Raw genomic sequence first — 13,015 nt, 5'->3', positions numbered from 1 at the left:
TTGGCAGGGTTGTTGGCGAATCCAGAAGGCGGGACTTTATAAGTTGATTCCGTACCTATGCAAGTTGCGCAACTCAACTATACGTTGCAGCTAAGCCGCCTGCGACTTGGCCGCGAGCCGGCCACCGAACTTCGCGACGTCGATAACCGCTCGCTCGTGAAAGCCCTCGCAGATAACGTCTTTCTCATCCCGGCATTCGACCCGGTAGCGCAGCTTGCGGCCCTCGACCTCAACGAGTTCGACATTCGCCGTCACCCGCATCCCGATCGGGGTTGCGGCCAAATGGCTCAGGTCGACGTGCGTCCCGACCGTGCGTTGCTCGGGCGGAAGGTGTTCATCAGCCAGTTGAAGGCAGGCGTATTCGGCGAAAGCCACCATGAAGGCGGTGGCAAAGACCGGCGGCATGCTCGTGAATGACCCGAAGGCGTGGGCCATGGCCGGAACCGTAAGCGCTTCCGTGACCACGATTTCTTCCGAGTTGGTCAGCCCTACGCTGAGTGCCATTTTCTTCTCCCTTGTGTTTGGCGTCTTGTTGCACGAGCGGCCTATGACTTTTCAAGACCGAGCCGTTAGAAGGGACCCCGAATGTCGGAGAGTGTTGCGTGAACGATCAACCTAAGGCCGGGTGGTGGAAGCGGCTGAGCCAGGGGCTCAAGCGCACCTCATCCTCGATCGGCACCGCGATCACTGACCTCGTCACCAAGCGCAAGCTGGACGCCGCGATGCTCGAGGACATCGAGGATGTCCTCATCCGGGCCGACCTCGGCGTGACGGCTGCAGCCCGTATCGCGGCGGCTGTCGGCAAAGGACGTTTCGACAAAGCAATCTCGGCCGACGAGATCAAAGCCGTGCTCGCCAGCGAGGTCGAGAAATCGCTGGCTCCGGTCGCAAAGCCCCTTTCCGTCGACGAGAGCGTGAAGCCGTTCGTCGTGCTGGTGGTCGGCGTCAATGGCTCCGGCAAGACCACGACGATCGGCAAGCTGACGGCTAAATTCCGCGCCGAGGGCCGCAAGGTGATGCTGGCGGCCGGCGACACGTTCCGCGCAGCCGCGATTGAGCAGATCAAGATTTGGGGCGACCGCAACGGCGTGCCGGTGGTTGCGCGCACGCAAGGCTCGGACGCGGCCGGTGTCGGCTTCGATGCATTGATGGCCGCAAAGGCGGACGGAGCCGAAGTGCTCATCATGGACACGGCTGGACGTCTGCAGAATCGCGCCGAGCTGATGGACGAACTGGAAAAGATCGTCCGCGTGATGAAGAAAATCGACGCCGGCGCGCCGCACGCGGCGTTGCTGGTGCTCGATGCCACCGTCGGCCAGAATGCCATCGCCCAGGTCGAGGCTTTCCGCGCAACCGCCGGCGTCACCGGGCTCGTGATGACGAAGCTCGATGGTACGGCGCGCGGCGGCATCCTGGTCGCCATCGCGGAGAAATTCGCGCTGCCGGTGCACTTCATCGGCGTCGGCGAAGGCATCGATGATTTGGAGCCGTTCGAGGCGCGCGACTTCGCGCGCGCGGTTGCAGGCTTGGAATAGTGGGACTGCCGAGACACAATCAGGCGCGCGACTTCGCGCGCGCGGTTGCGGGATTGGAGTAAGTAGAATGCTGACGAGACGTCACGCTCTAATCGCTGGTGCCGCCGCGCTTGTCGCATCGCGTGCGCAGGCTCAAACGTTTCCATCGCGGCCGATCACGATCGTCGTGCCATATCCGGCCGGCGGTCCCGTCGACCTGCTTGCGCGGCTGATCGCACAGGAAGCGACGGGCAATCTCGGCCAGCCGATCACCGTCGACAATCGCGGCGGCGGCGCCGGCACCATCGGCACGACGCTGGTCGCACGCGCGGAGCCGGACGGGCATACGCTCGTGCTCGGCACCAACCAGACGCACGCGACCAACCAAAGTCTGCTGAAAGAGATCAGCTACGACGGCGTGAAGGATTTCGCACCCGTCATCGGGATTGCCGAAACGCCGCATGTTCTGGTCGTCCGCAAGGAACTCGGCGTGACGAGCGTCGAAGAGCTGATCGCGCTCGCCAAGCAAAAGCCAGGCGCGCTGAATTACGGCTCGACAGGCAACGGTTCGGCGTCACACCTTTGCGCCGAGTTGTTCAAGGTGAAAGCCGGGCTACAAATGCAACCCGTCCACTTCCGCGGCTCCGCGCCGATGCTGCAGGAGCTGCTCGGCGAGCGTCTCGATCTGTCTTTCGCGACTCTACCGACCGTGATTTCGCAGATCGACTCGGGTGCCCTGCCCGCGCTTGCCGTTGCGAGCGCGAAGCGCGCGATCCGTCTCGGCGGCGTACCGACCCTCGGTGAAAGCGGCATCGAAGGCGTCGAGGCCGATGCGTGGTTCACGTTGTTCGCGCCGGCCAAAACGCCGCCCGCCAATGTCGAGCGTCTTCATGCCGCCATCGCGGCCGCGTTGAAGCATGACGGCCCGAAAGCTGCGATCGCGCAGCAGGGACTGACGGCGGCGCTGCGCTCTCCGGCGGAAGTTGCCGCGAGCCTCCCGACCGAAGTCGAGCGTTGGGCGGCCGTCATCAAGGCCGCCAACATCAAATCTGAATAGTTACGCGGCGCGCGGCACAGGGACCCCCGGCGCATCTTTCGGAGCGGGCGGCGTCACGTTCATCGTCATCTGCGCGAGACCCGCGATCACGCCGATCAACACGGCGGCTTGCCATGCGCGATCGTAGCTGCCGAGCCGATCGTAGATCAGTCCGCCGCCCCAAGCGCCGAGGAACGAGCCGACCTGGTGGCTGAAGAACGCGATGCCGGTGAGTGTCGCCATGTAGCGCAAGCCGAAGAGCTGCGCGACGAGGCCATTCACCAGCGGCACGACACCGAGCCACAGCGTTCCCATCACGGCGCCGAAAACCAGCGTCGACGTCACGCTTGGCGGCGTCATGAAGTAGACCGCGACGGCGAGCGAGCGCAGCAGATAAACGCCGCCCAGCAGATATTGCTTGGGGTAGATGCCGCCGAGATAGCCGAACAGATACGAGCCGATGACGTTGAAGAGGCCGACGAGCGCGAGCGTCGTCGCGCCGAGGCCTGGATCCATGCCGCACAGCGCGAGATATGTCGGCAGATGCGTCGTAATGAAAACGAGCTGCAGGCCGCAGACGAAGAAGGCCAGCGCCATGATGACGTAACCCGAATGGCCGAGCGCGGCGCGCACGGTTTCCGTCACCGACGTGTCGTTGCCGAGACTCGATGCGGCCGGATATTTGTCGGCGCCGCCAACCGAAAAAGCGGCGGGGATCATGACTGCCGCGAGGCCGAGGAACGCGACGAGCGCGACCTGCCAGCCCGCATGCGTGATCAGCGTTTGCGCGAGCGGCGCAGCGAGCACGAGGCCGAGCGAGCCCGCGGCCGAGACCGAGCCCATCGCGACACTGCGCTTCGCCGGCGACACGGTTTTCGACGTCACCGACATCGCGATGCTCGACGCTGTGCAGGACAGCGCGAGGCCGATGCATATGCCGGCGCCGAGGATCAGCGTCAGTGTTCCGGTCGCGAAGATCATCGTGACGAGGCCGAGGAGATAAACGCAGACGCCGCCCATCGAGACCCAGCGCGCACCGTAGCGATCAGCGAGCAGGCCGATGAATGGCTGCGAGATGCCCCAGATGATGTTCTGGATCGAGATGGCGAGCGAGAAATCCGCCGACGTCACGCCGACATCGCGGATGATGCCGGGTTGGAAGAGCCCGAAGCTCTGCCGCATGCCCATGCTGAGGCTCAGCATGACGGCGGCGCCGCCGAGGATCATCAACTGCTGGGACGAGATGCGATCGCTCGCGGCTTTGGCTTGCGCAGTGTCCGACATCCGTCCCGCCTTGCATGAAGTATACAGATCGGTATACTTGGCCTTGACGGATAAGCAACTGGGTTACTCTGCGTCAGACGCATGCCGACCATGAGAGAAACACAAGCTGAAGCGAAGCCGCGCGACACTCGCGACCGCATCCTGCGCGCCGCGGACGAGCTGTTTTACGGCCACGGCATCAACTCGGTCGGGGTCGATGCAATCGCGGCCGCGGCGGGCGTCACGAAGCGGACGCTCTATCATCACTTCGACTCGAAGGACGCGCTGGTCGCAGCTTATGTCGGCGCGCATACGGCAAACTTCCGCATTCACGCCGACCGCTCGGCGCGCGAACAGATCCTGCGCGCGTTCGAAAAGTTGGCGCAGAGGCTACAGGACGATGGCTTTCGCGGCTGCGCGTTCATCAATGCGGCCGCCGAGCTGAGCGACCGGAAGCATCCCGCCGTCGCGGTCGCGACGAATGCGAAGGATGCGCGCGAGGCGTGGTTTCGCGACCTCGCGAAGCTTGGCCGAGCATCGCGCCCGGAGCTTCTCGCAAAACAGCTTGCGATCCTTTTCGACGGTACCATCGCGCAGTTTTTGGTGCGGCGCGATGCGACTGTCGCCGCCGCAGCGCTTGCGGCCGCAGAGGCGCTCACCGCCGACCTCACTTGAACGCTTCCAGTTTCGAAATTGCGCGATACACTGCGGCCAACAAACACGCAGGAGGAATCGCTATGAAACTGTCGCAAGAACAGGTGAAGCAGTTCGACGACCAAGGCTACATGTTCTTTCCGGAATGTTTCTCGGCCGAAGAAATCGCGCTGATGAGCATCGAGGCCGATAACATCCTCAAGATGGATCGCCCCGAAGTGTGGCGCGAAAAATCCGGCGCACCACGCACGGGTTTCGCCGCGCACACGTTCAACGAAGTTTTCCGTTTGCTGGCGCATCACCCGCGCCTTGTCGAGCCGCTGCAGCAGGTGTTCGGCGAACCCGTCTACGTGCATCAGTTCAAGCTGAATGCGAAGGCGGCCTTCACGGGCGATGTCTGGCAGTGGCATCAGGATTACGGCACGTGGGCGCGCGACGACGGCATGCCGGAACCGCGCGCGATGAACATCGCGGTCTATCTCGACGAGGTTCACCCGTTCAACGGCGCGCTGATGCTCGTGCCGAAGAGCCATAAGCACGGCACGCTCGAAGCCGGGCACGACCTTTCGACGACGTCGTATCCGCTGTGGACACTCGACGAGAGCACCGTGACGCGGCTCTGCCGCGAGGCCGAAGAAGACGGCAAGCCTGGCATCGTCGCGCCGGTCGGCAAGCCGGGCTCGGTGCTGATGTTCCACGGCAACCTGGTGCACGGCTCGGCGCCGAACATCACGCCCTACCCGCGCAAGATCATCTATCTGACGCTGTGCGCGGTCTCCAATCACATCACCAAATTCACGCGGCCTGAATTCATCGCGCACCGCGACTTCACGCCGATCCAGCCGGTCGATGACGGGGCACTGCTCGAACATGCGCGCGCGCATCGCGTCGCGGCCGAATAGGACGCGCGGCTTGGGAAACGATCGTGTGGGCGTCGCCGCAAAGGCGGCGCCCATTTTCTTTTTGTGACGCGGCGCGGAGAGGTTTGTTTCGCGCCATTGAAAGGCCGCCGATCCGCGTCTATCTGCGGCATTGGCGCACCGGCGCAGTTTTTCGAGGACGTTGATGTACACCCTCTATTCGATGCAACGCTCCGGCAATTGCTACAAGGTGCGGCTCGCGCTCACGCAGCTTGCCATTCCGCATCGCGCCGTCGAGATCGACATTCTGAAAGGCGAAAGCCGCACACCGGATTTTCTGGCGATGAATCCGAACGGGCGCGTGCCGGTGCTCGAAGTCGGTCCGCAGCGTTATCTCGCCGAATCAAATGCCATTCTGTGGTTCGTCGGTGACGGCACGCCGCTCGCGCCGACCGACCGCATTCAGCGCGCCGAAGCGATGCAGTGGATGTTTTTCGAGCAGCACAGCCTCGAGCCTAACCTAGGTCAAGCCTACTTTTGGCTGACGCTGGTGAAAGGCGGGCGCGAACTGCAGAGCCACGCAATCGAAGATTGGATGGAGCGCGGCTATCAGGCGCTCGGCGTGATGGAGAAGCATCTCCAAAGCCACGACTACTTCGTCGACGGACGTTATTCGATCGCCGACATCGCGCTCTATGCCTACACGCATTGCGCCGAGGAAAGTGGTTTCGATCTCGCGTTGTTTCCGGCGCTGCGCGCGTGGCTGAGCCGTGTCGCCGCGCAGACGGATCACGTGCCGATGCTTGCGCTGCAGAGCGCCCAAAGGCTTCCGGCTTAAGCGGCGGCGTGCACAGAGCGCGGCGGGCGCGAGAACAGCGCGCGACGCTCCGCAACCGTCGAATGGAAGAACGGATAACGCTGCGCGACCTTTAGCGAACTCGTCGGATAATGCACCGACATCAGCGAGATTGGCTTCGTGAGACTCGGGTAATTTCGCGGCGGGCACAGCGGCGTGCACTGAAGCACGCGCTTGTAGAATGCTTGATGTTCGCGTCGCACGGTGGCGAGCACATAGTCGGCATTGAAATAGCCGCCGGCGAGGAATGCCGCACGCAGCGTGACGTAAGGCAGCACTGGATAGCGGCGCGCCGCTTCAGCATCGGCAACGAAGCGCGTCGGGTCGACATAAACAGTGCCGTTGGCGATCGGCCCTTCGAGATGATCGCCGAACACACCGAGCGCGGGAATGATCGAATGTCCCGGCAGCGACACGCTGAGGCGGATCGAGCTCAGTAATTCTTCTTCGTAGTAGATGCCGAATATCCAAGAGTTTTCGAGATCATCGTATTTGTCGGTGATACGGCGCGACGGTGATGGCTCGATCGTACCTTCGCGAAGATAAGCATCGTAGCGCAAGCGATAGATCGTCTCGCGATCTTCGGGCGAACTCATCAGCCGGTAGTCGACGTTCTCTAAAAACGCGGCAACGCGATCCGTGAAGCTGAGTTGATCCTCACTTTTATTCGCCGCTAACATCGCAAATCTCACCCCGAATGGCCGATGCAAACGTTAACGCCGCGTTAACCGAATGCAAGACCAAAGGCGTGATATCGTTAACAAGGGATTGTGTTGCGAGTCGTTCGCGAGTGCGAGATGCTACGCAACCTTGCGGATAGGTGTGGTTCCATCCAACATCTTGCGGACTTCGAGACGCGGAACCGGACGGCTGAACAAGAAGCCCTGCATTTCCGTCACGTAAGGAATGCTGCGCAACAGGTCGCATTGGCTTTCAGTCTCGACACCTTCAACCGCTACGCTGAGGCCAAGTTCGGAACTCAAGCGCGCGACGCCTTCGACCAACTTGCGGACGCGGTCTTGCGACTCGATGTCTTTGAGGAAACTGCGATCGATCTTGATCTTGTCGAGCGGATAGCTGTGCAGGTAGCTCAAGCTCGAATAGCCGGTGCCGAAATCGTCGAGCGACAGCCGGACACCCATCTCGTGCAGCTCACGGATGAACGTGTGCGTCGCTTCGGTGTCCTGCAGAAGCACCGACTCGGTGATTTCGATTTCGAGGCGATTGGCCGCGAGGCCTGAGCCCTCGAGAGCTTCGCGAATGACCGCCGGAACGTTGCCGCGCTTCACCTGCACAGCCGAGATGTTGACGGCGACACGAACGTGCTTCGGCCACTTCATGCATTCGGCACAGGCTTTTCGCAGCACGCGTTTTCCGATCTCGCTGATGAGACCCATCTCTTCGGCGATCGGAATAAACTCTGCGGGAGACACCATGCCGCGCTTCGCATGTGGCCAGCGAATCAGGGCTTCGCAGGTCGTGATTTCCATCGTCTGCGCATTAAGCAGCGGCTGATAATAGACCTCGAAAGCGTCGGTCGTGACAGCGGTGCGCAGATCGAGCTCGAGCGCGCGGCGCGCCTGCGCCTTCACGTCCATATCGGGTTCGAAGAAGCGCCATCCGGCGCGGCCGTCCGACTTCGCGCGATAGAGCGCCATGTCGGCATTCTTCAATAGCGTATCCGCGTCGCGGCCATCGGTCGGCGCCATCGCGATGCCGACGCTTGCGCCGACGACGATCTGATGATCCGCAATGCCGAACACTTCGCCGAGCGCGCTGAGGATGCGGCGCGCGAGCGATGCGGCTTGTTCCGGACCTTTGATCGGCGATTGGAGGATGACGAATTCGTCGCCGCCGAAGCGCGAGACGAGGTCGGTATCACGCACGATCGATCCGAGGCGCTCCGCGACGACGCGCAGTAACGCGTCGCCGATCGGGTGACCGAGCGTATCGTTCACGTTCTTGAATTGATCGAGATCGACGAACAAAACCGCGCAGGATTCGCCGCGCTGCGTCAGTGCGATCACGCGATCCATACGTTCGCGGAAGTAGGCGCGGTTCGGCAACCCGGTCAGCGCGTCGAAGCGCGCGAGGTGCGCAATCTTTGCTTCAGCCGCCTTTCGCTCCGTCACGTCTTCGATAAGCGCCACCGAGCCGCCGTTCGACATCGGCTGAATGGTGATTTCCAGGCTGCGGCCGTCGGCGAGATCAGTCGCCATCACGCCGCTCTTCTCGCGCGCCGTGCGAAGCTCAAGTTCTTCGGCCAGCTGTTTGACGTCGGAGCTCAGGATCGCGCCGGAGCGCCGGCCCGCGGCGACGAGGCCGCGCACGTTGGTTTTGCCATCCGCAATCGTCAGCGGAAGCTTGAAGAGATCGATCAAACGGCGGTTGGCGACTTCGAGGCGGCCGGTCGCGTTGAACATCGCAAGGCCGTGCGGCATGTTGTTCAGCGCAGTGTCGAAGCGCGTTGCGAGTTCGGTGACGTTTCGCGTCGAGATGATGGCGTCGAGATAGTTCGAGCGCAGACGATCCGAGATCATCTTCAGCGTCACGAAGAAGCCCGCCATCAGAAGACCGGCGAGGAAGTATTCGATCGTGCCCATCGCAAAGAAGGCGATCGCCATCGGCACGGCGGAGAATACGATCTGCGCGGTCACGATGCGCTCGATTGCAAAATTGCGGCCCGCGATGCCGATCATGTAGGCGACTGTCGCGCCATAGCAGATCGTCTGGACGAACGGGTCTTTGAGATAGGCGAAGCCGATGATGCACCACGCGCCGAGCGGCAACAGCACGCCGGCGACGCCGATGATGTAGCGCAGCTCCCAGTGCCAGGCTTTTTCGGCCGTGAGATTGTCGCGATACTTCGCGAAGGAGCGCATGTCATGCAGGCGCAAAAGAGCAGCGAGAACGACGACGGCAGCAGTTCCGTAGAGCAGGAAAGATCCGGACGTCCATGCGGTAAGCAATACACCACCGGCAGCCGCCAGTGCGCCGATGAACAGGGTCAGCGGCTCGCGATAAAGAGCATCCACCAACGAGACATAGACGTCGGCCGGCAGATTCTTGCTTTTGTTATCTTCCGTCAGCGGCATTCGCCGATTAACTCTCGGACTTAGAACGAAGGTTTCCGTAAACACGAGAGTGCATTAGCGCCGTGAACAAAGGGTTCCTCGTTGCGCTGCAATTGCGGAATGATGCCGGTAAGGTTGATAGAAGGTTAATGAGGGTGTTGTTCGACCATTTCGGGGTCGACATCGCCGTCGTGCACCGCGCTGATCGACCAAGAATCCGGAATGATTCGGCCTTGCGCGTGCGCTTGTTTGATGGCGACGCGGTAGGCGATGCGGTCGGCCTTACTGGCCGGCGCAAGCTCGGTACTCGCAGCGTCGAGGCGTGCGCTGACATCGTCCTTGAACCGCACGTAACCGGCATCGCCGAACGCGCGTAACAGCTGCTGAAAGCTTTCGTGCCGGTCCGGCGCGAACTCTGTCCCCATCGACACCGGGTGCGGCGGATAGAAATGCGCGACCGGCACGAGCCCCTCGGGGATCAGCTCGGTCGCCGGATGCGTGCGTCGATGCGCGAGCAAAGCGGGCAGCAGATGCGTGTGAGGCCCCTCGGGACTGCGGCCGTCGGCGGGCGGAATCGGTTGGAAAACCTCGATCCGGCCGACGCGCGTTACGAAGACGCGATGCGGTTTCGCGGCAAGAATATCGTGGATCGCCGTATTGCCTGATTCGAACAGCGACCGCCCGCAATGACGGCGGAGTTGCGCCGCGACTTGCGGCGACACGCGGACGCAGGCGTCGAGATGACCGACGTCGAGACCGAGGTCGAAAAGAATGTCGCCGCGATCTTCGTCGCGCAACGCTTCCGTATCGATGCCGATCTCCGTCAGCGTCGCTCGCCGCGACATCGCGCTGTGATCGAGCGGCAGACAGAGGGCCACCTTCTGGCTCCAACCGCTTTTCGTCACGGCTTCGGAGGCAACGAGACGGAGATGCGTGTTCGGAAACAGAAGGATGCCGCCGCGTCCGGTGACCGCGGACAGGCGCGACGACCTGGACACGAGTTCGACCGGTTCGCCAGGATCGCGGGTGAATTCCGCGATCGCACCGAACGTGCCGAGTGACCAACCGGTGTCCGTATCGGGCACGAAGCCCGCCAGCACCGCGTAAAGATCAGGCTCCACCCTTCCCTCCTGGCGCGGGCAACGCGGCCCACGGCAGGAGAAACGGTACACCATCGTGCGTGCCGCGCACCACGTCGATGCCATAAGCATCGGCAAGGTTTCGGTCGGTGAGCACGGCATCGGGCGGTCCGTCAGCAAGGATTTTTCCGCCAGACAGCAAAATCAAGCGGTCGCAGTAGCGCGCCGCGAGTGACAGGTCGTGCAGGACCACAACAACGCTGCGGTCGCTGTGCGCCGCAGCACGCAGCAGATTCATCGTGTCGATCTGATGCGCGGGATCGAGCGAGGCGGTGGGTTCATCGCACAGCAGCGTCTCGGCTTCCACCGCGAGCGCACGTGCCAGCAGCACACGCATGCGCTCCCCGCCGGAAAGCTGCGCCATCGTTCGCTGACTAAACGCGGTGACATCGGCGGCTTGGATCGCGCGCGCGATGGCGGCGCGATCGGTCTCGTCAGCGCCACGAAACGGCTTGCGATACGGGTGGCGGCCGAGTGCAACGACGGCGTCGACCCGCAGCGGCCAATAGGCTTGGCTGTCCTGCGCGAGAAATGCGAGGCGTTGCGCCAAGCGGCGCGCGCCGATCGATGCCGCGTCCGCATCGTCATATCGAACGGTTCCGCCATTCGGCGCACGCAGATTTGCGAGCACGCGAAGCAACGACGATTTGCCCGCACCGTTCGGCCCGATCAAGCCGACAAATTCTCCCGGATGCAGCGACAGCGATACGCCGTCGAGCACGGGCGTATCGCCGTAACTGAACGCGATATCGCGCGCGTCGATCCGCATCACGCCTCCTGCCGCAAGCGGTAGATAAGGCTGAAGAGGAATGGTGCACCGATCAGCGCCGTGATGACGCCGAGCTTGAGTTCGGGGCGGATCGGGATCACGCGGATCGCGATGTCGGCCGCGAGCGTCAGCGCCGCGCCGCCGAGGCCGCTGACCAGCAGCAGTTTTCCCGGCCGGTGTCCGACGAGCGGACGCAACACATGCGGCACGACGAGGCCGACGAAGCCGATCGCGCCGGTCACCGCGACGGCGCTGCCGACTGCAAGCGCCGCGCCGGCGACGAGCTGGAAGCGAAGGCGTTGCAGGTTGATGCCGAGGCTTTTCGCCGTGTCTTCGCCGAGCGTCAGCGCGTCGAGCGCGGGCGCGGATGCGAGCAGCAACGCCCAGCCGATGATCATCAGCGGCGCGGTTAGCCAGACATACGGCAAACTGCGGTCGGCGAGCGAGCCCATCAGCCAGAATACGATTTCGAGCGCCGCGTATGGGTTTGGCGAGAGGTTGAGCGCGAGCGATGTCAGCGCGCCCGCAAGCGCGTTGACGGCAACGCCCGCAAGGATGAGCGTCATCGTGCCGGCATCGCGGCCGGCGAGCGCATAGAGGATCAGGGTCGATGCAGCAGCGCCCGCGATGCCGCCGAGAGGCAGCGCAAGCGAGAGCGCGCCCGCAAAGCCGAAATAGAACATCAGCACGGCGCCGAATGCGGCAGCGCCCGAGACGCCGACGATGCCGGGCTCGGCGAGCGGGTTGCGCAGAAGTCCCTGCAGCGCAGCGCCCGTGATGCCGAGGCTGAAACCGACGAGCGCGCCGAGCAGCGCACGCGGCAGGCGTAGCTGCGTCAGCACCGTGGCTTCCAGAGTCTCGCGGCCCGCGAGCACGTCGCCGAACGCCGTCATAAGATCGAGCGAGACATAGCCGGCCGCAAGCGAGATCGCGAAAAGGGCGAGCGTGAGAACACTGAGCGCAAGAATTAGCGGCCAAAGGCGCGGCGCGGTCACGAGCGCACCTCGCGCGCGACCGCGATCAATCTCTCGATGGCTTCGACATTGCCAGGGCCGCCGCAGGTCCACAGACGCGACGGCAGTACGATCGTGCGCGTATTCTTCATGCGCGCGAGAGCCGGATGTTTGAGTATCTCGGTCGCGAGCGACGGCGGGCCGTCGCGTGCCGCGTTGATGATGAGTAGTTCGGGCGCGCTCATCACAACGAGCTCGAGCGGAATGAAGTTCTGCGCTCCGAGGCGGCGCGCGGTATTTTCAAGTCCGGCGCGACGCATAATGTCGTCGATGAGCGAATCCGCACCGACCGCGAAGCCGGCCGGGTTAAGAACGAGCGCGGATACGGCGCGTGGCGGCGCAGCTGGAAGCGCCGCGAGGCGGCGATCCATATCGGCGACGATCGCTTCGCCGCGGTCCTGCGTTCCGAGCGCGGACGCGACCTCACGAATATGCGCGCGCGCATCGTCGACGCTCGCGGCGATCGGGAGAATACGAACCGGAATGCCTTGACGGCGGATGAGCGCAGTCGCGGTCGTCGTCGTGAAAGCGCCCGCGAAGACGAGGTCGGGGCGTTGCGGCACAACTTCCTCGGCGAGGCCGTGGTTGACCGGAACGCGCGCGGCGAGGTCCGAGACGTTGGACGAACGAGCGTCGCGCGATAGCCACGTCACCGACGCGATGTGCTCCGGCTCCGCAAGACGCAGCACCAGTTCGTCGCTGCAAATGTTCAGCGAGACGACGCGTTGCGGCGCGGCGTCTAACGAAAGCGGCGCCGCGCTCAAAAGCGCGACACCGAGGAGTGTGGTCGCTACGGCTCGCAACAGGCATTCCTCGCTGGCGAGCCGGTGTTTAGCA

At 63.2% G+C, this 13,015-nt stretch carries 13 protein-coding genes; 5 read left to right on the top strand and 8 right to left on the bottom strand.

Features of this window, described 5'->3' with window-relative positions; genetic code table 11:
• Positions 1–90: 90 nt before the first annotated feature.
• Entirely contained in the window at positions 91–504 is a 414-nt protein-coding gene (locus GJW30_RS07555; RefSeq protein ID WP_096353733.1) for a thioesterase family protein, read from the bottom strand.
• 98 nt (positions 505–602) lie between these two features.
• Here GJW30_RS07555 and ftsY point away from each other — a divergent pair, with 98 nt between their 5' ends.
• Complete coding sequence (gene ftsY / locus GJW30_RS07550; RefSeq protein ID WP_096353731.1) at positions 603–1,535, top strand: signal recognition particle-docking protein FtsY; 933 nt, start codon at positions 603–605, stop codon at positions 1,533–1,535.
• Positions 1,536–1,602: 67 nt separating this feature from the next.
• A complete protein-coding gene (locus GJW30_RS07545) occupies positions 1,603–2,571 on the top strand; it encodes a Bug family tripartite tricarboxylate transporter substrate binding protein (protein WP_096353729.1) in 969 nt (322 codons plus the stop codon).
• Here GJW30_RS07545 and GJW30_RS07540 read toward each other — a convergent pair whose 3' ends face one another.
• Entirely contained in the window at positions 2,572–3,834 is a 1,263-nt protein-coding gene (locus GJW30_RS07540; protein ID WP_096353727.1) for an MFS transporter, read from the bottom strand. It abuts the gene before it with no gap.
• Positions 3,835–3,924: 90 nt separating this feature from the next.
• On the opposite strand from GJW30_RS07540, the gene GJW30_RS07535 reads away from it, so the two are divergent.
• From GJW30_RS07535 to GJW30_RS07525, 3 genes are all read left to right on the top strand, one after another.
• Positions 3,925–4,488, top strand: coding sequence for a TetR/AcrR family transcriptional regulator (locus GJW30_RS07535; RefSeq protein ID WP_210421557.1), 564 nt, complete (start codon positions 3,925–3,927; stop codon positions 4,486–4,488).
• A gap of 62 nt (positions 4,489–4,550) precedes the next feature.
• Positions 4,551–5,369, top strand: a complete 819-nt coding sequence (locus GJW30_RS07530) for a phytanoyl-CoA dioxygenase family protein (RefSeq protein ID WP_096353723.1) — start codon at positions 4,551–4,553, stop codon at positions 5,367–5,369.
• 163 nt (positions 5,370–5,532) lie between these two features.
• Entirely contained in the window at positions 5,533–6,165 is a 633-nt protein-coding gene (locus GJW30_RS07525; protein WP_096353720.1) for a glutathione S-transferase family protein, read from the top strand.
• Here the strand turns inward: GJW30_RS07525 and GJW30_RS07520 are convergent.
• The 6 genes from GJW30_RS07520 to GJW30_RS07495 form a co-directional block, all read right to left on the bottom strand.
• Positions 6,162–6,863: an N-acyl amino acid synthase FeeM domain-containing protein gene (locus GJW30_RS07520; protein WP_096353717.1), complete on the bottom strand. Its 702-nt coding sequence runs from the start codon at positions 6,861–6,863 to the stop codon at positions 6,162–6,164. The two genes, GJW30_RS07525 and GJW30_RS07520, sit on opposite strands and share 4 nt — an antisense overlap.
• Before the next feature lie 120 nt (positions 6,864–6,983).
• The gene (locus tag GJW30_RS07515; RefSeq protein ID WP_096353714.1) at positions 6,984–9,278 is read right to left on the bottom strand and encodes a putative bifunctional diguanylate cyclase/phosphodiesterase; all 2,295 of its coding nucleotides are present in this window, start codon (positions 9,276–9,278) and stop codon (positions 6,984–6,986) included.
• A 125-nt stretch (positions 9,279–9,403) separates the two neighbouring features.
• Entirely contained in the window at positions 9,404–10,378 is a 975-nt protein-coding gene (locus GJW30_RS07510; RefSeq protein WP_096353711.1) for a DUF6925 family protein, read from the bottom strand.
• Entirely contained in the window at positions 10,368–11,165 is a 798-nt protein-coding gene (locus tag GJW30_RS07505) for an ABC transporter ATP-binding protein (RefSeq protein WP_096353708.1), read from the bottom strand. The genes GJW30_RS07510 and GJW30_RS07505 overlap by 11 nt, the downstream gene beginning before the upstream one ends.
• Positions 11,165–12,160 carry a FecCD family ABC transporter permease gene (locus GJW30_RS07500; protein WP_197703776.1) on the bottom strand — a complete coding sequence of 332 codons (996 nt, stop codon included), beginning with the start codon at positions 12,158–12,160 and terminating at the stop codon, positions 11,165–11,167. Before GJW30_RS07500 ends, GJW30_RS07505 begins: the two co-directional genes overlap by 1 nt.
• Complete coding sequence (locus tag GJW30_RS07495; RefSeq protein WP_157746710.1) at positions 12,157–12,981, bottom strand: ABC transporter substrate-binding protein; 825 nt, start codon at positions 12,979–12,981, stop codon at positions 12,157–12,159. Before GJW30_RS07495 ends, GJW30_RS07500 begins: the two co-directional genes overlap by 4 nt.
• Positions 12,982–13,015 lie beyond the last annotated feature (34 nt).

The sequence above is a fragment of the Variibacter gotjawalensis genome (genome assembly GCF_002355335.1).
Classification (GTDB): domain Bacteria; phylum Pseudomonadota; class Alphaproteobacteria; order Rhizobiales; family Xanthobacteraceae; genus Variibacter; species Variibacter gotjawalensis.
Note: the sequence above shows the minus strand (reverse complement) of the source record. Positions and strands in the feature narration are given on the sequence as shown.